The organism is Burkholderia sp. JPY481 (genome assembly GCF_038900515.1).
Taxonomy (GTDB): Bacteria; Pseudomonadota; Gammaproteobacteria; order Burkholderiales; family Burkholderiaceae; genus Paraburkholderia; species Paraburkholderia youngii.
Genome location: NZ_JAYMRT010000002.1, coordinates 382677 through 407363 on the forward strand (window position 1 = coordinate 382677; position 24687 = coordinate 407363).

The window sequence follows — 24687 nt, forward strand, 5'->3', positions numbered from 1 at the left end:
GTTTTCGCATTTTCAGAACTCTTCAGATCGCCACAAGGACTTTGAAGAGTCGCGTTCTTAAGCTTCGTCCTGCATGCGGCGCTCCTCGATCCAGTCGAGGTCCGCGCCGCGTCGCTTTCCACGCAAATGCGAACCTCATCGCTAACCACACGCACAGCGATGCAACGACGGAGAAGCACCATGAATACGCAGAACATCGATAAGTCCATTCCTTCGACCACACGCCGTCGCCTGCTTTCCGCCGGCGCCGGCATGGCGGGTGCCGCGGCGGCCATGGCCAGCTTTTCCGCCAACGCGGCCGGCGCGGCAAGCAACGCGGGAGCGGCAGGCGCATCGCACGCGCATGGCACGGGCCATCATCATGGCGGCGGCTATGTGAACGCCAAGGACGGCACGCCGATCTACTTCAAGGACTGGGGCACCGGCACGCCGGTGGTGTTTTCGCACGGCTGGCCGCTGAGCGCCGACGCGTGGGACGCACAGATGCTGTTCCTCGTGAATCAGGGCTACCGCGTGATCGCGCACGACCGTCGCGGCCATGGCCGCTCGGGCCAGCCCTCCGAGGGCAACGACATGGATACCTACGCCGATGATCTGGCCGCCGTGCTCGACGCGCTCGATGTGAAGGGCGCGATGCTGGTCGGTCACTCCACGGGCGGCGGCGAAGTCGCGCACTACATCGGTCGCCATGGCGAGAAGCGTGTTGCCAAAGCCGTGCTGATCGGTGCGGTGCCGCCGCAGATGGTGAAGTCCGCGAACAACCCGAACGGTCTGCCGATGTCGGTATTCGACGGCATCCGCGCGGGTGTGGCCGCGAACCGCTCGCAGTTCTATCTGGATCTCGCGACGCCGTTCTACGGCTTCAACCGTCCCAACGCAAAGGTCTCGCAAGGTCTGGTGCAGGACTTCTGGCGCCAGGGCATGGCCGGTTCGATCAAAGGCCAGTACGAGTGCATCAAGCAGTTCTCGGAAGTCGACTACACGGAAGACCTGAAGAAGATCAGCGTGCCCACGCTGATTCTGCACGGCGATGACGACCAGATCGTGCCGATCGACGATTCCGCGAAGCTCTCCGCGAAGATCGTCAAGAACGCCACGCTGAAGGTCTATGCGGGCGCTCCGCACGGCATGTGCAGCACGCACGTCGACCAGGTCAACGCGGACCTGCTCGCCTTCCTGAAGGGCTGAAGCCCGCTCTCGCGCGCTCGCCTCGGCTGACCTGAAGCGTTCATAACGCTTCAGGTTTTCCCAAGGACTTTAAGGCGCGCGATCCGTAATCTCCACCCGTTCGATGACCGCTGCGCGCGTCATCGCTTATCCGCACTCGTACCTCACTGGAGCAACCATGGCTTTTGAACTGCTGACCCCCGAGAACTGCGCACTCGCGCTGATCGACCACCAGCCGCAGATGTTCTTCGGCACGCACTCGCACGAGCGCACCACCGTCCTGCACAACGTGCAGATCCTCGCGAAGGCCGCCAGGCTGTTCAAGGTGCCGACGGTCCTCACGACGATCGCCGCGGACTCGTTCAGCGGCCACCTGCTGCCCGAAGTGCAGCAGGTGTTCCCGCAGATCAAGCCGGTCGACCGCACCTCGATGAACTCGTGGGAAGACGGGGGCTTTCGCGCGGCGATCAAGGCCATGGGCCGCAAGAAGATCGTGATCGCCGGTCTGTGGACGGAAGTGTGCGTGGCGTTCCCGACCGTTCAGATGCTCGCGGAAGGCTTCGAGATCTACGTGCCGACCGACGCATGCGGCGACATCACGGAAGAAGCGCACGAGCGCGCGATCCAGCGCGTGATCCAGGCCGGCGCGGTGCCGATGACCTCGCTGCAGTTCATGTGCGAACTGCAACGCGACTGGGCCCGTGGCGAGACCTACGAAGGCTGCATGGACATCTTCAAGGCGCACAGCGCGTACGGCATCGGCGTGCGCTACGCGAAGCAGATCCTCGGCGAACACGCAAGCGAAGCGGCTTGAGCCGCTTCGCGTTCCGGGCCGCGCAGACCTGCGATGAAAACTACGATGAAACGTCCTGATACTTCCAACGCCGCCGATGTCGCGCTGCTGTTTTTGCGCGTCAGCGCGAGCGTGCTTCTGCTGATCGTGCATGGTTTGCCAAAGGTGCTGCACATCGGGGCGCAGCTCGGCGCGATCGAGGATCCGCTGCACCTGGGCAGCGCTTTCACGCTGGCTTTCGCGATTTTCGCGGAGGTCGTGTGTCCGGTGCTGATGATCGTCGGCGTTTTCACGCGGCTCGCCGCGCTGCCGATTCTCGTCGTCACCGTGGTTGCCCTCACGCTCGTGCACCCTGACTGGAGTCTCGAGCAGGCTCAGTTCGCGTGGATGCTGCTGATCCTGTTCGGCACGGTCGCGATCGGCGGAGCGGGGCGCTACCGGATCACGTTGGGCCGGGACGTTCCCGCGGACGCGCGCACGTCAAACTTTTAACGGCGACCAATGGTTCGCCCAACAACAAGGAGATCGACTCGATGAAACTGCATTCGAAACTCAAGCCGGCCGCGGCACTCGCCGCCATCGTTCTGTTCACGGGCTACGCGGGCAGCGTGTTCGCCGACGACGCGGCAGTCGCTTACGCACCGTCCGTTCAGGTGCATCCCGCCGCGCCGAAAGATCCGGCCAACGCACAGCGCAAGGCCGAAAGGAAGGCCGAGCGTGCCGTCGACCGCCATCTCGCCACCAACGTGCGCAAGGCGATCGTCAAGGCAGGCGGCGTGGACGCTTCGCACATGACGGTTGTCGCGAAGTCCGGCGCCATCACGCTGGAAGGTTCCGTGCCCGAAGCGGCGCAGATCGACCTCGCGCAGCAGCATGCGCAGCAGGTCGCGGGCGTCACCGGCGTGACCAACCGTCTGAGCATCGCGACCGCGGGTCATTAAGCCAACGGCTGTATAGCGCGCGTCCGCCTCGCGCGGACGCGAAGCACGAGGATCGCAACATGACATATCTGATCTCGCTGGGAGCGGGCCTCGTGGTCGGTCTGCTCTATTACATCGCGCGCGTGCAGTCGCCCGCACCGCCGCTGATCGCGCTGGCCGGCCTGCTCGGCATCGTGATCGGTGAACACGCGATTCCATTCGTACAGGCGCAATGGCGCGCACCGCAGGCGCAAACTTCGAGCGCGCCGCACGAGGCCGCCGCCGCTTGCGCCAACAAGGTCGACTCGTCATGCAGCAAGCAGCCATAGAGTTGGGCTCGCCGCAGGCGAAGGCGGCGCTCGAGCCGCTGCGCGGCGAAAACGCCGTGCTCGCTTTCGTAGCCGGTTATGTCGACACGCTCGGATTCGTCGCGCTGTTCGGGCTGTTCACGGCGCACGTCACCGGCAATTTCATTCTGATCGGTTCGGGGCTCGCGGGCGCGGGCAGCGGACTGCTGATCAAGTGGCTCGCGTTTCCCGCCTTCGTGGCGGGTATCGTCGGCGCGCGCCTGTTCGATGACAGGCTGCGTCAGCGCACGCATGGCGTGCGCGTGGGCGCGCTTTATTTTCTGCAAATCGTCTTGCTCGCGGCGTTCATGGGCGCGGGTCTCTTTGCGGTACCGATCGTCAACGCGGACGCGCCGCTGACGATTGCCTGCGGCCTGCTCGGCGCGGCCTCGATGGGCGTGCAGAACGCGCACGGCCGGCTGACCGCGCGCAGCGTGGTCGCCAATACCGTGATGACCGGCAATGTCACACAGGCCGTGATCGACGTGTTCGATCTGTTCGCGCCGGGCACCAGCCAGGCGGAACGCGCGATCGCGCGGGGCCGCCTCGCGACCACGCTGCCGCCGGTGCTCGCATTCGCGGCCGGCGCGGGAGCAGGGGCGGCGGGATGGCTCGCCGCGTCGTTCTGGGCGCTGTTGCTGCCGCTCGCGATGCTCGCGCTGGTGGCGACGCTCGCATGCCGCAAGGCCGATTCGAAAGGCACGCTCTGAGCGCCCGGCCGACCGCACATTTTCTTCAACAGGAACCTCACGTGAAACTCATTCGTCTCGATCGTCCCTTGAGAGCGCTAACCATTGCGCTCGCGATGCTCGGCGCGGCGCTGCCCGGTGCTCCGGCTTTCGCCGATGACGGCCAGTATCCGCTCGCTTCGCCCACGTCGGCGGTTGCGCCGGTCGTCTCGGTGGGTCCGCAATACGACACCACGCACGTCTATGTGTCGAACGAAGACATCGACGCATTCGTCAGCAGCTTCGTCGCGACCTTCGGCGGCAAGGCCTCGCCGCGCGCGGTGTTCACGGTCACGCCCACGGCGAGCAAAACCGCTTCGCAATACGTGCAGACGCCGGTCGGCATGCTGTCGGTATTCGCGTTCCAGACGGCGGTCCCTTACCCGTTCGGCAACGAACGCACGGGCTACCTGGTGACCGATATCGACAAGGCCGTGCGTGCCGCGCACGCAGCGGGCGCGGACGTAGTCGTCGAACCGTTCGACGATCCGATCGGCAAGGACGCGATCATTCAGTGGCCGGGCGGTCTGACGATGCAGCTGTACTGGCACACCAGGGCGCCGTCGTATGCGGCGCTCGAATACGTGCCGGACAACCGCGTCTATGTGTCGAAGTACCAGGCGCAGGACTTCATCAAGCGCTTCGTGCGCTTCTCGCACGGCAAGATCGTTTCCGATAACCGCCATGCGGATGGCGCGGAGATCGGCAAGCCGGGCGAGACGATCCGCCGGGCGCGAATCCGGTCGGGCTTCGGCAACATGCTGGTGTTCGTGACCGACGGCAAATTGCCGTACCCGTATGGCCGCGAAACCACCGGTTACGAGGTGGGCGATCTCGACGCCACGCTCGCAAAGGCGCAGGCCGCCAACGTGAAGGTGCTGGCGGCGCCGGCACCAAACGTCGAAGGCCGCACGGCGATGGTCGAGTTTCCGGGCGGCTACGTCGCGGAGCTGCATCAGCGCGTGAAGTGACTGGCATGAGAACTCGCGAGTTATCACGCGCCAAACGCAGGACGGCGCTCGCGCGTGCGGTGCGCACGAACGTCATGTTCGCCGCGCTCGCCGCTTGCGCAGGGTTGCAGGCGGGCGCGGCGCATGCGCAAACCGCGCAGGCGGTGGCCGCACCGTCCGTCGCCTGCGATGCGCAACGGCCGGTTCCATCGTTCAATCGCTGGCAGGAGGACTGGGGTGCGCTCGCGAATCCGTGCGTGCCGCGCAAGCCGCTCGATGCGTTGAAGTACATCCCGCTGTCGGGCGACCCAAGCTGGTATCTGTCGCTGGGCGCGAATCTGCGCGAGCGCTTCGAACTGAACAACACCCCGTTGTTCGGCCTCGGGAGCCAGACGCCGGACAGCTGGGTGATCCAGCGTGCCGAGGTGCATGCGGACGCGCGCTTCGGCTCGCACGTGCAGGCCTTCTTCCAGTTCGTCGACGCGCGGCCGTTCGGCAAGGATTCAGTCACGCCCGTCGACCGCAATCCGCTCGACACCGAGCAGGCGTTCATCGCGTTCGTCGGTGGCGTGGGGGGCGGTACCTTCAAGGCGCGCGTCGGCCGGCAGGAAATGGCGTTCGACTTGCAGCGTTTCGTTTCGGTGCGCGACGGTCCGAACGTGCGCCAGGCGTTCGATGCGCTGTGGGCCGACTACGAGCTAGGCAAGTGGCGCTTCATCGGTTATCTGACGCAGCCTGTCCAATATCGCGACGAGCGGGTTTTCGACGACGTGTCGAACGGTCACCTGACGTTCAGTGGCGTGCGGGTGGAGCGCGCGAGCGTGGGGCCGGGCGATCTGTCCGCTTACTGGTCGCGTTATACGCGCGACAACGCACGGTTTCTCGACGCGGCCGGCACCGAGCGGCGCGATGTGTTCGATGCGCGTTACACGGGCAAAAACGCGTCGCTCGACTGGGACGTGGAAGCGATGCTGCAAACCGGCCACGTGGGCACCGACACGATCGGCGCGTGGGCATTCGGCGCGCTGGGCGGCTACACGTTCGCCGCGCTGCCGGGCAAGCCGCGCATCGGCGTGCAGGTGGACGGCGCGTCGGGCGACCGGCATCCCGGCGACGGCCGCGTCGGGACGTTCAATCCGCTCTTTCCCAACGGCTACTACTTCACGCTCGCGGGCTACACCGGCTACAGCAACCTGATTCATGTGAAGCCGTCGGTCACTTTCAGGCTCGCGCCGAAGGTGACGCTGCTCACCGCGCTCGGCTTCCAGTGGCGCGACACCACGGCCGATGCGATCTACGGCCAGGGCATGGCGACGGTGCCGGGCACGGCAGGCAAGGGCAATCTCTGGACCGGCATGTACGGGCAGGTTCGAGCGGACTGGAGCGTCAACGACAACGTCGCGCTCGCGCTCGAAGCGGTGCACTTCGAAGTCGGCGATTCGATCCGCGCGCTCGGCGCGCGCAACGCGGACTACGTCGGCGTGGAAGCAAAGTTTAGCTGGTAAGCACGCGGCTCGCGCACAGCTTGCCGCGAGCACGTTCAAACGAATGAGGGAACGCAGATGAAATTTATCGACACGGCCGACGGCACGTCGCTCTACTGCAAGGATTGGGGCGCGGGACGTCCCGTGGTGTTCATTCACGGCTGGCCGCTCAATGCCGACATGTGGGACCCGCAGATGCTGCATCTCGCCGCGCACGGGTTTCGTGCTGTGGCTTACGATCGCCGCGGCTTCGGCCGCTCGGATCAGCCGTGGACAGGGTACGACTACGACACGCTCGCCGACGATCTTCACGCGGTGCTGGAGACGCTCGCGCTCGAGGATGCGGTGCTCGTCGGATTTTCGATGGGCGGCGGCGAAGTGGCGCGTTACATCGCAAGACATGGGGCCCGCCGCGTCTCGAGGGCGGTGTTCATCGGATCGGTGACGCCGGGCCTGCAGCGTAGCGAGAACAACCCGGAGGGCGTCGACCCGGCGGTGTTCGAAGGCATGCGCGACGCGCTGCGCCGCGACCGCGCGAGTTTCGTCGATGCCTTCAACCCGCTCGTGACGGGCGGCAACCGGCCCGATTCGATGGTGACGAAGCCGGTGCACGACTGGTTCTCGAACATGGCGATGCAGGCTTCACTGAAGGCGACGATCGACTGCGTGACGGCATTTTCGGCCACGGATTTCCACGCCGATCTCGCGCGGATCGATATCCCCACGTGGTTCGTTCACGGCGGCGACGATCAGACCGCGCCGCTCGATCTGACTTCGCGCGCGGCGGCGCGGCTCGTCAAAGGCGCCACGCTCGACATCTATGACGGCGCTCCCCATGCGTTGATGCTGACCCACGCGGAACGCCTGAACCGCGATCTGCTCGCGTTTGCGGCGACCGCCTGAGCTGGCGGTCCGGTTTCAGCCGCGCATTTGATCCCCCGGTAGACGTTCGGAGACGGAGTGACGACGATGTTCGTAGAAATGAAAGTACAGGACACGTGGGCTCGAATCGTAGGATCGCTCGCGAGAGCCGAGCGGACTGACGATGAACAGCAGATGTCTCTCTCGAGGAAGCTTCGCGATGCCGATCGCTCGGCCACGCGAGCCGGGGGCGGTCACGCGACCATCATCGTGGTCGAACGGCCCACCATGACGAGCGCCACGATCGAGTGGCGCGATTCGACGAATTGCTATTACGGCGCACAGCTGTGGCGTCTGGTGCGCGCCCGCAAGTCGGGCGTTTGCGCGCTGAGCGGTGAGCCGATCAGCCGTGGGGACGAAATCTTCAAACCATGTGGTCGCACCGACGCGGTCAATGCGGACGCGATGATCCGCACGTCCGCGATGCGGGCTTACCCGGCGCGCAATAGCTGAGCGCCGTGCGCCGGGCGCTGATGCCAGCGTCCCGGGCGCTTTCTCTGACGCGCGCTCGCGCGTCGACTTCAGGGCGCCGCCTTGACGGCGGTCGCGGCGTGGCTCGCCGGGTCCGCATCGTAATTCAGCGGAATCCACACGTAGCTGCCGCCCTCCTTGCGCACGTGCCCGAGACCCGGAAACGAAATATGTGCGGCCGCGATCACGTCATGTTCGCGCGCCGCACGGTCGAGCAACGCGAGGCGGGACTGCCTGGCCGCGGCGGCGTCCGAGTCGTACTCGACGGAAGTCTTTGGGTCGCGCAACTGGATGGCCGCGACATGGATGATGTCGCCCCACACGATCAGCGTCTGCTGCCCGCTTTTCACGACATAGCCCGTATGTGCCGGCGTGTGACCCGGCGTGGCGAGTGCGCTGATACCGGGCGCGATCGCGGCGTTGCCGTCGAACGGCCGGAAACGTCCCGCCGCGATATAGGGGGCCACCGATTGCGCCGCCGAATCAAAGAACGAACTCAGAAACGACGGCGCGGTTTTCTTGTTGCCGGCGTCGAGCCAGTAATCGGCCTCCCGTTGCGACACGCGCAGAACCGCGTTGGGAAATGCCATCTGGCCGTCGCGAATCACGCCGCCAACGTGGTCCTTGTGCATATGCGTGAGCAGCACCTGGTCCACCTGTTCCGGCTGGTAGCCGGCGGCGCGCAGGTTCGCGAGCAGATGGCCGCAGCAATCGCCGTAAAGCACGCCCGCGCCGGTATCGACCAGGATCAGCTGGCTGCCGGTGTTGATCAGAAACGCGTTGATCGAACCTTGTAGCGGCAACGCGAGATCGTCTTCCGCGAGATCATGGTCGATCACGCGGCGCGGCACGTCCGTCATCACGGTATCGACGGGAAACGGATGTGTGCCGTCGAGCAGCGCCGTGATTTCGTAGGAGCCCAGCATCATGCGATAGAAGCCGGGGCCTTGCGTGCCGACCTGCGGCGCGGCCGCATGCGCGAGCGCGGCATGCAGGGCAACCAGCAGTGCGGCGAGCCATGCGAAGACGGTCGGCGCCGCGCGGCAGCGCTCGCGGTGTCGAGCGGCAGGGAAGACTGAAGATTGGGTATCCATAGTGGTTGCTTCGGGGTGGTTGAAGGTTGCGCAACGTGCGCCTTACTCATTCTCGAATTCGAACTGGCTCGATGCCTAATGAAGCGTTCTTAAAGTTTCGTCGCGGGCAGGACGTTTAAGCTGCCGTTCAGAACTCTTCAGGTTCTGGACTGGACTGCGCTTGGGAATTGAAGCCGGCTGGCATAATGCCGCCGACATTCCCGAAGACCATTTCGGCACGCCACTTCCCGATCGCACCCGATCGAGTGCGTGAGCTTCCTCGGTAAGGTGCGAGAGTCCGTTGATGAGCCCGTCCTTCTTTTTCAATTCCGGCGACAAGGTGTATTTGCAGTTCGTGCTCGAAGAGGGCGATCGCGCGCTTGGCCGCGGCTGGCATCTCGCGCCCGACGGTCGCCGCGAAGAGGTGCTGGCCGTGTGGATTTCCGCATCGCGCGCCGATCCTTCCAGCGCCGCGCGCCTGACGCACGAGTACAAACTGAGGGACGATCTGGCCGGCGCCTGGGCCGCCACGCCACTGAAGCTGCTGCGAGAACATGGCCACACCGTGCTGCTGCTGAGGGATCCGGGCGGTGAGCCGCTCACGGCGCTGCTGGGCACCGCCATGGAGACGGACCGGTTTCTGGACCGTGCGATCGGCATCGCTTCGGCGCTGAGCCAGGTTCATCAGCGCGGCCTGATCCACCGGGATCTGAAACCCGCACATATCTTCACGGACGAGGCGGCCGGAACGACAGCCATCACTGGCTTTGGCGTCGCGTCGCGGCTTTCCCGCGGTGCCGAAGCGCATTCACAAATCAGTGCGGTCACGGGCAACCTCGCTTACATGGCGCCGGAGCAAACCGGACGTATGAACCGGCCGGTGGACGCTCGCAGTGATCTATACGCTCTCGGCGTGATGTTCTACGAGATGCTGACGGGAATATTGCCCTTCAGCGCCGGCGATACGGCGGATTGGGTGCACAGCCATCTCGCCCGGCAGCCAGCCTCGCCAGTCGTACGTGTGCCGACGATTCCCGTCGCTCTGTCGGACATCGTGTTGAAGCTTCTCGCCAAAACGCCCGATGAACGCTATCAAAGCGCGGCGGGTCTTGAAGCGGATCTGCGCCGCTGCCGCGCGAGCCAGACCGCCGATGGAGGCATCGAAACCTTTGCGCTCGGACAACAGGATTTCGCGCATCGCCTGATGGCTCCTGCGCGCCTTTATGGACGCGAGCCGGAAATCGCAACGCTGCTCGCGGCTTTCGATCGCGTCGAGCGGGAAGGCTGGCCGGAACTCGTTCCGATTTCGGGCTATGCGGGAGTCGGTAAGACCGCCGTGGTCACCGAATTTCAGCGGCAGATCGCCACGCAGCGCGTGCGGTTTGCCAGCGGGAAAGTGGACCAGTACCGCAGTGAAATACCCTATTCGACGCTCGCGCTAGCGCTGCAGACGCTGATCCGCCCGCTGCTCGCATGCAGCGAAACCGAACTGGCTTCGTGGCGCGCCGTGCTCGACGACGCGCTGGGTCCCAACGCGAGTCTGCTGGCCACGCTGATTCCCGAAATCGGACTGATCCTTGGGCAACAGCCGATCGTCAACGATCTGCCTTTGCAGGACGCCCGCCATCGTTTTCAGCTTGCGTTCCGCAGCCTGATCGGCGCGTTCGCGCGTGCCGAGTCTCCGCTGGTTCTCTTTCTCGACGATGTGCAGTGGCTCGACGCGGCGACCCTCGATCTTATCGAGCACCTTGCGACGCATCCGCAACTCAGACACGTGCTGTTCGTCTGCGCGTACCGCGACCACGAAATTGCAGCGGATCATCCATTGCCACGATGCCTGGCCTCGATTCGCCGGGCTGGAACCCGAGTCAGCGCGATCGCGCTCGAAGGCCTTCGCAGCGATCAGATGAGCCAGATCGTCGCGGATGTTCTCCGTTGCGACGTGCAAAGCAGCGCGGCGCTGACGGAATTGATGCAGCAGAAGACGGCCGGTAATCCGTTCTTTGCGATTCATTTTCTGAACACGCTGCTGGACGAGGACATGCTCGTGTTCGACCACCGGACGGCCCGCTGGTCCTGGGATCTCGATCAGATTCGCGCGAAGGGATTCACCGACAACGTCGTGGACCTGATGCTGACCCGGCTGGGACGTCTTCCCGAGCAAACCCAGGACGTGTTGAAGCTGATGGCGTGCGTTGGCAACGAAGTGCCGGTCGACGTTCTCGTTATCGCGCGTCACGGGACGCTCGCGGATCTCGATGAGGCGCTGCGACCAGCGGTTACCGCGGGGCTCGTGTTGCGCAAAGACGCGTCCTATCGATTCCTGCACGACCGCGTGCACGAGGCGGCCTACGCCTTGATTGCGCCATGGGCGCGCGCCGAAGCGCATCTCGCGATTGGCCGGCGCCTCGTGGCGGAGTTGTCGCCCGACCATGCGCGGGAGCTGGTGTTCGATATCGTCGGCCAGTTGAACCGGGGCGCGGCATTGATTACCGAGGCCGGCGAGCGGGAGCGGCTCGCCGAACTGAATCTTCTCGCTGGCAGCCGCGCAATGGCATCCGCGGCTTACCTCGCGGCGTTGACGCATTTCACCACCGGCAGCGCGCTGTTGGGGGAAAACGCGTGGGAAACCCGCCCTGAACTCGTCTTCATGCTCGAGTTGCGGCGCGCGGAGAGCGAGTTCCTGACGGGTGCTTCCGACGCGGCGGAAGGGCGGCTTCACGCGCTTTCCCAGAGGGCAATCGGGCTACCCGATCTCGCCGCGGTCACGCAGTTGCGACTCGAACTGTTGATGGCGTTGGGGCGGCGCGAGCGCGCGGTCGAGGTGGGCCTGGAATATCTGCGGTGTGCCGGCGTTGCATGGGATTCGCAGCCGTCCGCGGGCGAAGTGCAACGAGAATACGACAGTATCTGGAGCCGGCTCGGCGAGCGGCCGATCGAGTCTCTGCTCGATTTGCCGAAGATGACCGATCCCGTTGCCGCCGGCACCATGGCGGTCCTGACCGCGCTGATGCCGCCCGCCTGGTACACGGACGCTTCACTGCGCGCGCTGGTCATTGGGCGGATGGTCAACCTCAGTCTGGAATACGGCAATGGCGAGGCGTCATGCCTCGGGTACGCCTGGCTGAGCATGATTCTGGTCCCGCAACGCGAGCATAGCCAGGCGGATTTCCGGTTTGGCCGGCTCGGTTTCCAGCTCGCTGAGCGGGACGGCGAGGATCGTATCCGGGCGCGCGTCTATCAGGTGTTCGGCGGGCACGTGATGCAATGGACGGAGCCGATCCGAAACGCCCGGGACATCCTGCAGCGTGCGATCGATGTGACCGAGAAGCTCGCGGACCGAACCTTTGCGTGCTTCATTCGCAACAACCTGCTGACTCATTCGCTGGCAAGCGGCGAGCCGCTCGGAGAGGTGCAACGCGAAGCCGAGGCGAGCGTCGAATTCGCGCGTCAGACGGCTTTCGGTCTCGGCGTCGATCGGATGATTCCGCAACTGCAACTGGTGCGGACGCTGGCGGGCCTCACGCCGGCATTCGGTGTGTTCGACGACGCGAGTTTCAGCGAGGCGGAGTTCGAGAGCCGGGTCGGCAGCAATCCGAGTCTGTCTTTTGCGTTCTGCTGGTACTGGATTCGCAAGCTGCAGGCGCGCTACTTCGCGGGCGATGCGATTTCGGCTCGCGCCGCGGCCGAACGCGCCGAGGCTCTGCTTTGGACGTCACCGTCGTTTTACGAGCAGGCCGAGTATCAGTTTTATGCGGCACTCGCGCGTGCAGCCTTTTGCCACGCCGAACTTCAGCAGCCCGGGTCCGATAACCTGCGGATTCTGGCGGCCCATCATCAGCAATTGTCTTTGTGGGCGGAACATTGCAAGCCGAACTTCGGCAGCCAGGCCGCGCTGGTCGGCGCGGAGATCGCTCGCCTCGAACAGCGGTCTTCCGACGCGATGCAGCTCTACGAAGAGGCAATCGGTCTCGCGCGCGACCATGACCTGATCCATCATCAGGCGCTTGCCAACGAACTGGCGGCACTGTTCTATGCGGAGCGCGGCTTCGAAAAGATCGCCCGCGTCTATATGCAGGATGCCCGGCAGGGCTATCTGTGCTGGGGAGCGCTGGGGAAAGTCCAGCAGCTGGAAGCCCGCTACCCCTATCTGCGGGAAACCGGGCGGATCAGCACCGCGGGCGGCGCGATCGGCGCGCCGGTCGAACATCTCGATCTGGCGACGGTCATTGCCGTCTCGCAGGCGGTGTCGAAAGAGGTGATCCTCGAAAACCTGCTCAATACGCTGATGCGTACCGCGATCGAGCAGGCCGGCGCACAGCGCGGCCTGCTGCTCCTGATCCGCGACGGCGAGCCGCGCGTCGCGGCCGAGGCGACCACGGCCGGCGATGCCGTGATCGTATCCTTGCGCGACGGCCCGATCGAACCCGATACGATACCCGTGGCGATTCTCAACTACGTGCTGCGGACCAATGAGAACATCATTCTCGACGACGCGTCGGTCGAAGGCCTGTTCGTCGGCGATCCGTACGTCCGCCGGCATGGCGCCCGATCCGTGCTGTGCCTGCCGCTTCTGACGCAAGCCAAGCTGATCGGCGTGCTCTACCTCGAGAACAATCTCGCGGCGCGGCTTTTCGTACCAGCGCGGACGGCCGTGCTGAAGCTGCTTGCTTCACAGGCCGCGATCGCAGTCGAAAATACCCGGCTATACCGGGACCTGGGGCAACGCGAAGCGCGGATTCATCGCCTTGTCGAGGCGAACATCATCGGCATCTGGATCTGGCATCTGGACGGCCGGATTCTCGAAGCCAACGACCTGTTTCTGCGCATGGTGGGCTACGAGCGCGACGATCTGCTATCGCAGCGCCTGCGCTGGACCGACCTGACCGCGCCGGGCTGGCTGAACGGCGACACGCGCATCGCGGAGGCGTTCAAGCTGAACGGTACCGTGCCGCCATTCGAGACTGAGTTCCTTCATCGCGATGGCAGCCATGTACCGGTTCTTCTGGGCTCGGCCAATTTCGACGAGAGCGGCGAGCAAGGTGTGTCCTTCGTGCTGGATCTGACGGAGCGCAAGCGCGCTCAGGAAGACTTGCAGCAGGTGCAGGCGGATCTGGCGCACGTCACGCGCGTGACCACGCTGAATGCGCTGACCGCCTCCATCGCGCACGACGTCAATCAGCCGCTTGCGTCGATCATCACGGACGCGAAGGCGGCGCTGCGCTGGCTGGCCCGCACGCCGCCCGATCTCGGCGAACTGAAGGAGACGGTGGAGCGGATCGTCGAAGGCGGTCACCGCGCCAGTGCGGTGATCGCGGGCGTGCGCGCGCTGCTGAAGAAGAGCTCGCCGGACGCCACGCTGGTGGATCTGAATGATCTGATCGAGCAATCGCTGGTACTGCTTCAAGGCGAAATAGTCCGCCACCACGTTCAGCTTCGTATCGAACTCGAACCGTCGATGCCGTTGGTGACCGGAGATCGCGTGCAACTGCAGCAGGTGCTGATCAATCTGCTGATGAACGGAATGGAGGCGATGAAGGACATGATGTATACGCCGCGCCAACTGTGGATTCGATCCCGAACCGACAGTGCCGGTTCTGTGCTGATCGAGGTGCGGGATTCGGGACCGGGTCTGTCGCCGGAGATTTGCGAGCGGGTATTCGAGCCTTTTTACACCAGCAAGGCCGAGGGTCTCGGCATGGGGCTCGCGATTTGCCGGTTGATCATCGGCGCGCATCGCGGACGGTTGTGGGCGAGTACCGATCAGCGAGGCGGTGCATTGTTCCGGTTCTCTCTGCCTGCGGAGATATGCCATCCGGTCACGGCCGGGGCGTGATCCGGCCGGTGGGCGCTGAACGCTCACCCGGCCGTCAGAAGGTCAGAAGGTCTTTTCCGCGGGCTCGATGCCAAGCGCTTCGGCCATACGAACGAGATCGGGCAATGTTCTCGCCTTCATCTTCTTCATGACCTGGCTGCGATGAACCTTCACCGTGATCTCCTGAAGGTTCAGGGTTGCCGCGATCTGCTTGTTCATCAGGCCGGAAATCACGAGAGTCATCACTTCGCGCTCTCTTGGCGTAAGCGACTGATGAGCACGCGATACGTCGGCGAGCGAACGCTCGCGCTCGAGGCGTTGTTTGTCGATCGCGAACGCGCGCTGGATCGCATCGAGCAGTTCGTGGTCCTCGAACGGCTTGGTCAGAAAGTCCAACGCTCCGCCTTTCATCGCGGTCACCGAGCTTGCGACGTCGCCGTAGCCGGTCATGAAGATCACGGGAATGCCGAGCCCCGCGTTGCCGATCTTCTGCTGCACGGTCAGTCCGTCCTCGTCTTCGAGCCGCATGTCCAGGATCAGGCAGCTCTGCACAGCGGGGCGGGGAAATGCGAGGAACTCGCTGGACGTCGCGAAAGTCTCGACGCGAAGGTCGTACGAGCGCAATAGCGAACTCAGCGAGCGTCGTAGGATTGCGTCGTCGTCGATCACATAAACGATGGATTCGGCGCTTTGCTTCACATGGTCAGTTCGCGCGGCAGATTCGGAAACGCGCATAGTCGTGTTGCCCGAGAGGATGGACCCGTTATCACAGGGCGCCAGAGATCCGCTCACGATGGACTCGCAGCGGAACGTTGGCGCGTTCCGGTTTCATCAATCAACGCCAATATCCTGTCGACCGAAAACGGCTTATGGAAGAAGGCGATTGCCCCTTGCCGGAGCGCTTTGTCGACCACTTCCTCTTCGCCGTGCGACGATATAAAAATGACAGGGATCGACGTTCCACGCTCGATCAGCGCCCGTTGCACGTCGAGGCCGTTCATGCCGCCGAGCTTGAGATCGAGAAGAATGCAGCAGGCTTGCGCCACGGTCTCCGACGCGAGGAAGGCTTCTCCCGACTCGAAACACGTTGCCGTATGACCGGCGGATTTCAGCAAGCCCGCCAGACTTCTACGGATCAACGCATCGTCGTCGACGATGTACACAATGGCCATGAATTATAGAGGTTTGAGCCCATTCAATAGGCGGAAAAAACAACAGCGGGTTTCACTTCGGCGCCATTATCCTATGGACAGTGGTGTTCTTGCGCTCCGGCGGGCTCAGGAAGCGAAATTGGCGGGTGCGTTGTCTTTCGAGGACACGTAGCGGAAACGGAAGGACGGCCATTCGCCGGATTCCATTAGCCGCTCGATCGCGTAGGCTTTCACGACCGGCAACAGCGAATAACTCTTGACCGGACCCTCGGTATGCAAAGTAAGCAATGATTTTTTCGCGAGGCTAAGGACGCTGGTAAGTGCGGCGTCCCGTCCAATGTCCGCGCAGGAAATGACGTCGCAGGCACCCGCGAGATTGAACCTGCGAGGGAATACGGCGAGCCGGCGCAATACCGCGCACTCAGCCTCGCTGAGCAGCGCGTAGCTCCACTCGACCGTTGCGCGTAGCGTCTTTTGACGCGGATGGGCGGTTCTGAGTCCGCCCGAAAGCCACAGTATCGATTTCTCGAGTTCGCGAAGTAGTCCTTGCACGCCGAGTAGCGCGGCCCGCGCGACGGCAAGTTCGATCGCGAGCGGCAAGCCGCCGAGACGCCGGCAAATATCGGCGATCACATTGAGCGTTCCCGGGTCGGCGGGAAAGCGGATTCCGGACGCCTGCGCATGTTCGAAGAACATCCTGATAGCGCCGCTCGCGAGCATCTCCGCTCCGCCGGCGTTTTCGTCGGGCAGTGTCAATGGCGAGATCGAGTAGACCCGTTCGCCCATTGCGCGCAACGGTTCGCGGCTCGTCGTCAGAATGACGGCATGGCCGTTCGATGCCGCGATGCATTCGCATAGCGAGGCTATGGCCTGGAGGACTCTTTCGCAGTGATCGAATACGAAGACGATTTGCCGGTTGCCCACCGTCTGCACGACATCGGCGATCGTCGGCGCATGACTGCCCGGAGCGCCGCCAAGCTTCTCGAGTACTGCGAGTAGACACGAGTGCTGGGTGTCGTGCCCGGCGAAGTCGACGTGGCATAGCTCGAAATGGTTGCTGTCGACCCATGCTCTCGCGACACTCAACGCGAGCCGTGTTTTTCCAACGCCGCCCGGGCCGCTTACCGTCACGAACGATCCGCGCTGTAGCATCTCGTACAGCATGTTGGCGTCGTCATCGCGGCCAACGAGCCGCCACGACCGCTGCCTGATGACACTCTCGACCGCCTTTTCGGCGGCAAGCTCCTGACTCGGTGCATGAGGCGCAGCCATATGGGACGGCGTGCGAAGCTGGTAGCCCCGGCCTGGTACAGTGCGAATCCAACCGTCGCCAAAGAGCTTGCGTAGTGCCGAAATATGAACCTGGATGTTGTTCTCGACCACGAACGTGGTGGGCCAGACGAGACGCATGATCTCGTCTTTCGTGACCAGTTTTCCGGCGGACCGGATCAGCAGTTCGAGAATATCGAATGCTCGCGCGCCGATCGGCTGAGCCTGACCGTCGCGAAACACCTGACGTCCGTCGAGGGAGACCGCAACTCGATCAAAAACGTACATGATGCGTCCTCCCTCCAGCAGGCCCGGATGGCGCATCTCGCCAAACCGCGGTGAACTTCAGATTTGCGCGTGATCGTGGAAATCACGCTGCTCTCGAACGTCGCACCGAATCGTAGGGTGGCACCGGGAAAGACGCCATTATCTATAGGTATAGAAGACGGCCGGCAATAAGCCGCCTCGGCCGCTCGCCGTTGTTCTGAAGCCCCGTTGAATTCTTCCTGATCGCGCGTCCGGCTCTCCGGTCAGCGGCGCCGATGGCTTCCTAGATCGCGCGATTACGCCACGCTCCGGGCGTTGTGCCGATTAGCCTGACGAACACGCGGCTCAGATGGCTTTGATCTGCAAACCCGCAAATCGCGGCGATTTCCGATAGCGTCATATCGGTCTCTTCCAGGAGTTGGCGCGCCTGTTTCGCGCGTTGTTCCAGCAACCACTGATGTGGCGTGCGGCCGGTGGACTTGGAAAACGCCCGGATGAAATAGCCGCGCGACAGGTTGCATTCGCGCGCAATGTCGGCAATGGAGATATCGCTGCGGTTGCTGTCGAGCAAAAGCTCCTTGGCACGAGCCTCGATGGCGCTGGATAATCCGCGGCTGACGCGCACGTCAGCCGAAGCAAAGTTTCCGTACCGCCTCGCGATATGCGTGCCGAGGCCAAGCCCCACCTGCTCGACGAAAAGTCGGCTGAGCGGGCCTGTCGCTTCGAGACTTGCCGTGAGTGCGCGCGAAAGATGCCCTAATACGGGATCTTTCTGCCCGTTGGCGCAGATTAGGCCCGAGATGCCCGGTGCGTGGTGTTCATTCTCGAGTCGTGTAAAAAACGAGCGGGATAATTCGACGAGGACAAAATCGAAATTGCCGTACATATCCGCTTGATAGTCTTCGGAGAAATCCCGGATGTAGATGGAGTCAAGGTCGAACCGGCTGACGAATGAGCGTGCGCCTCGAAGAATCCTTCTCTGATGACCGTTGCCGAGCGACACCCCTACCAGAAAGCCTCGCTCGTTTGCCGGCATGGCAATGCGACTCAAGTCAGGCTCGGCCATGCACTTGCGGTAGAAGGAGATATCGTTGCCGACCGCTTCGAAGTCTTTGCTGAGCTTACCCGCGACGCAACCCAGATTGTCCTTTGGCAGTTGCGGAACGCTGGCGGGAGATTCGCGCGAAATCATGGGAGGCGAGTAGATAGCAATAAAACCTGGGCAAGATCGTCCGGGAAAACGCGAATCGGGCTCCGTCGAATCCATCAAAAGGGTGACATTTATACCATGACAAAAGCGCCGGCGATCGACGGCCGTGGGGGATTCGGCGTGTCAACGGGTGTTTTGGAGGCGGCCGGTGTACCCGTTCCGAAATGGCGCGCAGATGAGTCGTCGAGATGTGAGCGCTCAAAGACAGGGTTTAGAGTGGATTTTTGTTCAATACGTACGCTTCGACGATTGATTACAATTTGTTGGCGAAAATGCAGAGAGCACGGGTACGGACTGGTTTCGAAGCCTATGTGTTTGTTGTTCCCCGGAATGGAAATGCAACCTGATGCAAGTCATCCAGTGCTCAGCCACGACCCCACTGCCTGGAGATGACCATGATTGAGATCGGCACTTTGAGTGTCGATTTCGACCAGCGCGAAATCAGACAGAACGGGCAGCCTGTACGGCTGGGCGCACGCGCGTTTGCGATTCTCGAAGAGTTGTACCGGGCGCGCGGCGCGGTACTCTCCAAGGATGAAATCATGGACGCCGTCTGGCCAGGCGTCATCGTCGAGGAGAATCGCCTTCAGGTTCATATGGCTGCGCTGCGCAAGCTGCTGGGTGCCGATCGCGATCTGATCAAAACGGTACCCGGCCGCGGCTATGTGCTTGTTCGGCCGACCGAGGGCGTTCCGGCCCGCGGCACGGACAGCCTTGCAGTCGCTGGGAAGGCAGCGCAAATGCGCGGTGAATTTCCCATCGGACGTGAAGACGAGGTTGCACGAATAATCGAACAGATCGGCTCGACGGCCGTCATCACCTTGGTGGGGGCGGGCGGTATCGGCAAGACCTGCCTCGCTCGCTACGTGGCGAGTGAAATGGAAAGCCGATACGGACGGCACGTATGTTTCGTCGAGCTGTGGAAGGCATCATCGCGCGATACGGTGCTCGCCACGCTGGCCGAAGCGCTTGGCGTGATCATGGGCCCGGACGATACATACGAGGCTGCGATCGCGGCCGCGATCGCAGCGTCCAATTGCCTTGTGATCCTGGACAACGCGGAGCACGTGATCGATGTGGTCGCGAGCCTCGTCGATGCGCTGGTAGCGCGCAACCCTCTGGCGCGTTTCGTGGTGACCAGTCGCGAGCCTCTGCATATCTGGGGTGAAACCGTGCTGCGCCTCGAGCCGCTTGCGGTCCCAGCGAGCGGAGAAATGACCGATGCGATACTCGGTTGCTCGGCCGTCGTACTGTTTCTGCGCCGCGCTTTTATCCTCGCACCCGAGTGTGCGCACGACGAGGCGAGCATTACGCTCGTCGCCGAGATTTGCCGCCGTCTCGGCGGGCTGCCGCTCGCAATCGAACTCGCCGCAGCGCGGGTGGCAACGCTCGGCCTCAAAGGTGTTGCCTCACGGCTCGACGACCGATTGAACCTGCTCACCGGCGGTTTGCGATCCGGTTTGCCGCGCCATCAGACCTTGCGGGCAACCTTCGATTGGAGCTACATGATGCTCGACAGCGCGTCGCAGGCGCTGTTTCGCAGAACCGGCTGCTTTTTCAGCACATTCAGTTTCGAGGCGGTGTGTGCAGTCGCGGCTGAACCTGATATGTCGGTTGCGGTGATCATCTCGAGCCTGTCGGAGCTGGCTACCAAGTCTTTGCTGAACGTCGAGTTTCGCGGGGCCATCGCGTTTTATCGGCTCACCGAAAGTACCCGCGCCTATGCGCTCGAGAAGCTGCGCGACGAAGGCGAGTCCCAGATCATTGCAGCGCGTCACGTGCGCTATATGCGCAGCTATATCGAAGGGAATGGGCCCTTCGTTGCGGGCGGCGACGACGAAGAGCCTGGCGCGAGCCCACGGTTTTCACTGGATGACGCACGCAGCGCATACGACTGGGCTTTTTCCGCGGAAGGCGACCCGGCTCTCGGCGTAGCTCTTGCCAGCGCACTTGTCGGCCGGTTGCTCGGGGCTTCGCATGTCAGAGAGTGCTGCGAGCGGGCGCGACGCGCATTGACTGTGCTGGATGGCCTGCCTGCCGGCGCCGTCGATGCCGAGTGCGAGATGAAATTATGCGCTGCGTACGCGGCGTCCCTGATCCACACCGGCGAGGACGTCGCTCGGGCGCCTTTGTTGTGGGAGCGCGTGCTACGGCTCGCACGCGCGACCGGCAACGACGAATTTGCCATCGATGCGCTTTGGGGGCTGTGGAATACCATGCTCACAACAGGCGACATCCATACCTCGATGCGCTACGCAATGCGGTATCAGCATGCGGTCTCAGGCGGTGATTCACCGTGGCGACAGTCCCTCGCGGAGCAGATGATTGCGATTTCGTTGCACTACCTGGGCGAACAGGAGCAGGCCGGTGAGCGATTGGAGCAGGCAATCGAATCTATCGCCGGACAGAGCCTGCCGATCTCGGCGGGAACATGGCTGACCATCGACCCGCTGATCTGGGCGACCGGTACCTTGGCACGGATCGCGCTGCTGCAGGGCAAGCCCGAGCGCGCAATGCGGCTCGTTGAACGTTCGTTGGACCGGATTCGCGGCGATATGCTCGAACCGTCGCTCAATCACGTACTCGCACTCATTGCCGTACCCGTCGCGCTCGAATCGGGAGAGCACCAGGCGGCGTCGAATTATCTGGCGTTATTGCGCTCGCAAGCTGCAAGTCACCGACTCGATAACTGGCGGGACTATGCGGAGTATCTTGCCGTCAAGGCAGACGTGATGGCCGGGCGAGACGACAACGTGCTGGAACGGTTGGAGCCCGTACTGCAGCGGCTCGTTGCTCGCGGATTCCAGCGGGTGGTCATGCCAATCTATGTGCTATATGCGGAAGCGCTGGGCCGGGGTGGCCGCATAGAAGAGGCCCGGGTACGGCTGGATGAGGCGCTCGCGTTTGCCAAGGTGAATGGCAATCGCTTTAACGTGCCTGAATTGTCGCGTGTTCGGGGCTGGCTCGAATTGCAGTGTGCCGCACTCGGTGAAGCACCCGCAGCCGAAATCGCACAACGTCGACAGAAAGGGGAACGCCTGCTCAGAGCGGCGATCGAGCAGGCGAATTCCGACGGCGCCCCGCTTTGGGCAATGCGCGCCGAATATCAGCTTGCGGAACACCTGCTCGATCGCGGAGAAGTTGCCGCTGCCAGAGATCTGCTCAGTGAACGGATCAGCCAGATCGACGTCGCATCGAAGGCGCCGGATTTTCAGCGTCTCGTGAGTCTGGCCGAACGTCTTCAGGGGTAGCCGCCCTACTCCCCTTCCTCCCGGACTGACGTCCACTCTTGCGCGCTCGCTTCAGGCGAGCCGAACCTTTCATAACGCTTCAGGTTTTCCCAAGGACTTTAAGGCGCGCGATCCGTAATCTGCACGCGTTCGATGACCGCTGCGCGCGGCATCGCTTGTCCGTACCTGTCCTTCACTGGAGCAACCATGGCTTTTGAACTGCTGACCCCCGAGAACTGCGCACTCGCGCTGATCGACCACCAGCCGCAGATGTTCTTCGGCACGCACTCGCACGAGCGCACCACTGTCCTGCACAACGTGCAGATCCTCGCGAAGGCCGCCAGGCTGTTCAAGGTGCCGACGGTCCTCACCACGATCGCCGCGGACTCGTTCAGCGGCCACCTGCTGCCCGAAGTGCAGCAGGTGTTCCCGCAGATCAAGCCGGTCGATCGCACCTCGATGAACTCGTGGGAAGACGCGGGCTTTCGCGCGGCGATCAAGGCCACGGGCCGCAAGAAGATCGTGATCGCCGGTCTGTGGACGGAAGTGTGCGTGGCGTTCCCGACCGTCCAGATGCTCGCGGAAGGCTTCGAGATCTACGTGCCGACCGACGCATGCGGCGACATCACGGAAGAAGCGCACGAGCGCGCGATCCAGCGCGTGATCCAGGCCGGCGCGGTGCCGATGACCTCGCTGCAGTTCATGTGCGAACTGCAACGCGACTGGGCCCGTGGCGAGACCTACGAAGGCTGCATGGACATCTTCAAGGCGCACAGCGCGTACGGCATCGGCGTGCGCTACGCGAAGCAGATCCTCGGCGAACACGCGAGCGAAGCAGCCTGACCTTGAAGCTGGGCCGCAGTCGAGCGAAGCGATGCGAGGCGAGCGTCGTTCCGCACGCTCGCCCGCATCTCACACCCTTTGCGCCGTCATGAGGCGCAAAGGGCAAATCGAATAGAGCACATAGGAGGGCGTCGATGAGCGCACCCAATCAACCTGTCCGCATCGCCGACCTGGTGATCTACAACGGCAAGATTGCGACCCAGGACGAGCGTCGTTCGTTCGTCACGGCGCTGGCCGTCGCTGACGGCAAGATCGTGGCGACCGGCAGTGAGCGCGATGTCATGCAATGGGCGCGTGACGATGCGCGCCGTATCGATCTGAACGGCCGCACCGTGATTCCGGGTCTGAACGACTCGCATCTGCACGTGATTCGCGGCGGCCTGAACTTCAACATGGAATTGCGCTGGGACGGAGTCCCGTCGCTTGCCGACGCGCTCGAGATGTTGCGCGCGCAGGTCGCGCGCACGCCGGCGCCGCAATGGGTGCGCGTGGTCGGCGGCTGGAACGAATTTCAGTTTGCGGAAAAGCGCGGTCCCACGCTCGATGAAATCAACGCGATCGCACCTGACACGCCGGTTTTCATTCTGCATCTGTATGACAGCGCGCTGCTCAACGCGGCGGCGCTGCGTGCGGTCGGCTACACGCGCGACACGCCGAATCCTCCCGGCGGCGAGATCCAGCGCGACCGGCGCGGCAATCCCACCGGCATGCTGATCGCGCGTCCGAATGCGGGCCTGCTCTACGCGACGCTCGCGAAGGGGCCGAAGCTGCCCTTCGACGACCAGATGAATTCATCACGCCAGTTCATGCGCGAACTCAACCGCCTCGGCGTGACGAGCGCGATCGACGCGGGCGGCGGCTATCAGGCCTACCCCGACGACTACGCGGTCATCATGGAACTCGCGAAGCGCGATCAGCTCACCGTGCGTATCGCCTACAACCTGTTCACGCAGAACGCGAAGCGCGAGATCGAGGACTTCGCGAAGTGGGTGAAAGCCACCCGTCCCGGCGACGGCGACGACTTCCTGAAGGTCAACGGCGCGGGCGAAATGCTGGTGTTCTCGGCGGCGGACTTCGAAGACTTTCTCGAGCCGCGTCCCGACCTGCCGGAAGGCATGGAGAAGGAACTCGAAGAGGTCGTGCGCCTGCTGGTGCGCAACCGCTGGCCGTGGCGTCTGCACGCGACCTACGACGAGTCGATCGAGCGCTTCCTGAACGTGTTCGAGCGCGTGAACGCCGACACGCCGTTCGACGGCCTGCGCTGGTTCTTCGACCACTGCGAGACGATTTCGGAGCGCAACATCGAGCGCATCGCGGCGCTCGGAGGCGGCATCGCCATCCAGCATCGGATGGCGTATCAGGGCGAGTACTTCATCGCGCGTTACGGCGCCGGGGCCGCGGCGCACACACCGCCCGTGCGCAAGATGCTCGAAGCCGGGTTGCCTGTCGGCGCGGGCACCGACGCCACCCGCGTGGCGAGCTTCAACCCGTTCGTGTCGCTGTACTGGCTCGTGTCCGGGCGCACCGTGGGCGGCACGCCGATGTACGCGCAGCGCGACCGTCTCGAACGCATGGAAGCGTTGCGCCGCTACACGGTGGGCAGCGCGTGGTTCTCCAACGACGAAACGAAGAAGGGCGCGCTGGTACCCGGCCAGTACGCCGACTTCGCGGTCCTGAGCGACGACTTCTTCACGATCGACGAAGAGTCGATCAAACATCTCGAGTCGGTGCTGACGGTCGTGAACGGCCGCGTCGTGTATGCCGACGCGGAGTTCGACTCGCTGAATCCACCTGCGCTGCCGGTGAGTCCCGTGTGGTCGCCGGTCGCGGAGTTCGGTGGCTATGCGCGCTACAAGCCCGTCGTGACGAACGCCGTGCTCGCGCAGTCGTGCACCGACGCGTGCGTGAACCTTTGCGGCGTGCACAGCCATGCGCACGGTTGGGCATGGCGCAGCAATGTGCCGGCCGGCGACGCCAACTCATTCTGGGGCGCGCTCGGCTGTAGCTGCTTCGCGTTCTGAGTGGACCGCGCGCGACACCTCATATCG

The 24687-nt window shown here is 63.5% G+C and carries 19 protein-coding genes; 14 read left to right on the plus strand and 5 right to left on the minus strand.

Annotated features, from left to right (window positions below):
* Positions 1 to 180 precede the first annotated feature (180 nt).
* The 10 genes from VSR82_RS07085 to VSR82_RS07130 all read left to right on the plus strand — a co-directional run bounded on the left by VSR82_RS07085 (position 181) and on the right by VSR82_RS07130 (position 7763).
* Complete coding sequence (locus VSR82_RS07085; protein ID WP_368583181.1) at positions 181 to 1188, plus strand: alpha/beta fold hydrolase; 1008 nt, start codon at positions 181 to 183, stop codon at positions 1186 to 1188.
* Positions 1189 to 1345: 157 nt separating this feature from the next.
* Positions 1346 to 1981: a hydrolase gene (locus VSR82_RS07090; protein WP_498857542.1), complete on the plus strand. Its 636-nt coding sequence runs from the start codon at positions 1346 to 1348 to the stop codon at positions 1979 to 1981.
* 45 nt (positions 1982 to 2026) lie between these two features.
* Positions 2027 to 2452: a DoxX family protein gene (locus tag VSR82_RS07095; protein ID WP_429456138.1), complete on the plus strand. Its 426-nt coding sequence runs from the start codon at positions 2027 to 2029 to the stop codon at positions 2450 to 2452.
* Between the two features lie 41 nt (positions 2453 to 2493).
* Positions 2494 to 2901 (plus strand): BON domain-containing protein, encoded by a 408-nt coding sequence (locus tag VSR82_RS07100; protein WP_429456137.1) that lies wholly within the window; start codon positions 2494 to 2496, stop codon positions 2899 to 2901.
* A gap of 59 nt (positions 2902 to 2960) precedes the next feature.
* Entirely contained in the window at positions 2961 to 3209 is a 249-nt protein-coding gene (locus tag VSR82_RS07105) for a DUF1427 family protein (RefSeq protein WP_498857543.1), read from the plus strand.
* Positions 3191 to 3937 carry a YoaK family protein gene (locus VSR82_RS07110; protein WP_368583177.1) on the plus strand — a complete coding sequence of 249 codons (747 nt, stop codon included), beginning with the start codon at positions 3191 to 3193 and terminating at the stop codon, positions 3935 to 3937. Before VSR82_RS07105 ends, VSR82_RS07110 begins: the two co-directional genes overlap by 19 nt.
* Before the next feature lie 95 nt (positions 3938 to 4032).
* Positions 4033 to 4926 (plus strand): VOC family protein, encoded by an 894-nt coding sequence (locus VSR82_RS07115; protein WP_410842412.1) that lies wholly within the window; start codon positions 4033 to 4035, stop codon positions 4924 to 4926.
* Positions 4927 to 4931: 5 nt separating this feature from the next.
* On the plus strand, positions 4932 to 6410 hold the full coding sequence (locus VSR82_RS07120) for an alginate export family protein (protein WP_429456136.1): 1479 nt from the start codon (positions 4932 to 4934) through the stop codon (positions 6408 to 6410).
* Between the two features lie 57 nt (positions 6411 to 6467).
* Positions 6468 to 7292 (plus strand): alpha/beta fold hydrolase, encoded by an 825-nt coding sequence (locus tag VSR82_RS07125; protein WP_429456135.1) that lies wholly within the window; start codon positions 6468 to 6470, stop codon positions 7290 to 7292.
* A 153-nt stretch (positions 7293 to 7445) separates the two neighbouring features.
* Complete coding sequence (locus tag VSR82_RS07130) at positions 7446 to 7763, plus strand: DUF3331 domain-containing protein (RefSeq protein WP_368583173.1); 318 nt, start codon at positions 7446 to 7448, stop codon at positions 7761 to 7763.
* A gap of 68 nt (positions 7764 to 7831) precedes the next feature.
* On the opposite strand, the gene VSR82_RS07135 is transcribed toward VSR82_RS07130, so the two are convergent.
* The gene (locus VSR82_RS07135; protein ID WP_429456134.1) at positions 7832 to 8875 is read right to left on the minus strand and encodes an MBL fold metallo-hydrolase; all 1044 of its coding nucleotides are present in this window, start codon (positions 8873 to 8875) and stop codon (positions 7832 to 7834) included.
* A 283-nt stretch (positions 8876 to 9158) separates the two neighbouring features.
* Here VSR82_RS07135 and VSR82_RS07140 point away from each other — a divergent pair, with 283 nt between their 5' ends.
* Positions 9159 to 14690, plus strand: coding sequence for a trifunctional serine/threonine-protein kinase/ATP-binding protein/sensor histidine kinase (locus VSR82_RS07140; protein ID WP_498857544.1), 5532 nt, complete (start codon positions 9159 to 9161; stop codon positions 14688 to 14690).
* Between the two features lie 42 nt (positions 14691 to 14732).
* Here VSR82_RS07140 and VSR82_RS07145 read toward each other — a convergent pair whose 3' ends face one another.
* The 4 genes from VSR82_RS07145 to VSR82_RS07160 all read right to left on the minus strand — a co-directional run bounded on the left by VSR82_RS07145 (position 14733) and on the right by VSR82_RS07160 (position 18548).
* Positions 14733 to 15404, minus strand: coding sequence for a response regulator transcription factor (locus VSR82_RS07145; protein ID WP_368583170.1), 672 nt, complete (start codon positions 15402 to 15404; stop codon positions 14733 to 14735).
* Between the two features lie 53 nt (positions 15405 to 15457).
* A complete protein-coding gene (locus VSR82_RS07150; RefSeq protein WP_368583169.1) occupies positions 15458 to 15841 on the minus strand; it encodes a response regulator transcription factor in 384 nt (127 codons plus the stop codon).
* A 105-nt stretch (positions 15842 to 15946) separates the two neighbouring features.
* Complete coding sequence (locus VSR82_RS07155) at positions 15947 to 17377, minus strand: ATP-binding protein (RefSeq protein ID WP_429456132.1); 1431 nt, start codon at positions 17375 to 17377, stop codon at positions 15947 to 15949.
* 262 nt (positions 17378 to 17639) lie between these two features.
* A complete protein-coding gene (locus tag VSR82_RS07160) occupies positions 17640 to 18548 on the minus strand; it encodes an AraC family transcriptional regulator (RefSeq protein ID WP_368583167.1) in 909 nt (302 codons plus the stop codon).
* A 413-nt stretch (positions 18549 to 18961) separates the two neighbouring features.
* Here VSR82_RS07160 and VSR82_RS07165 point away from each other — a divergent pair, with 413 nt between their 5' ends.
* The 3 genes from VSR82_RS07165 to VSR82_RS07175 all read left to right on the plus strand — a co-directional run bounded on the left by VSR82_RS07165 (position 18962) and on the right by VSR82_RS07175 (position 24660).
* Complete coding sequence (locus tag VSR82_RS07165) at positions 18962 to 21817, plus strand: ATP-binding protein (protein WP_429456131.1); 2856 nt, start codon at positions 18962 to 18964, stop codon at positions 21815 to 21817.
* A gap of 186 nt (positions 21818 to 22003) precedes the next feature.
* A complete protein-coding gene (locus tag VSR82_RS07170) occupies positions 22004 to 22639 on the plus strand; it encodes a hydrolase (protein ID WP_013092691.1) in 636 nt (211 codons plus the stop codon).
* A 134-nt stretch (positions 22640 to 22773) separates the two neighbouring features.
* Positions 22774 to 24660 (plus strand): amidohydrolase, encoded by a 1887-nt coding sequence (locus VSR82_RS07175; protein ID WP_368624116.1) that lies wholly within the window; start codon positions 22774 to 22776, stop codon positions 24658 to 24660.
* Positions 24661 to 24687 lie beyond the last annotated feature (27 nt).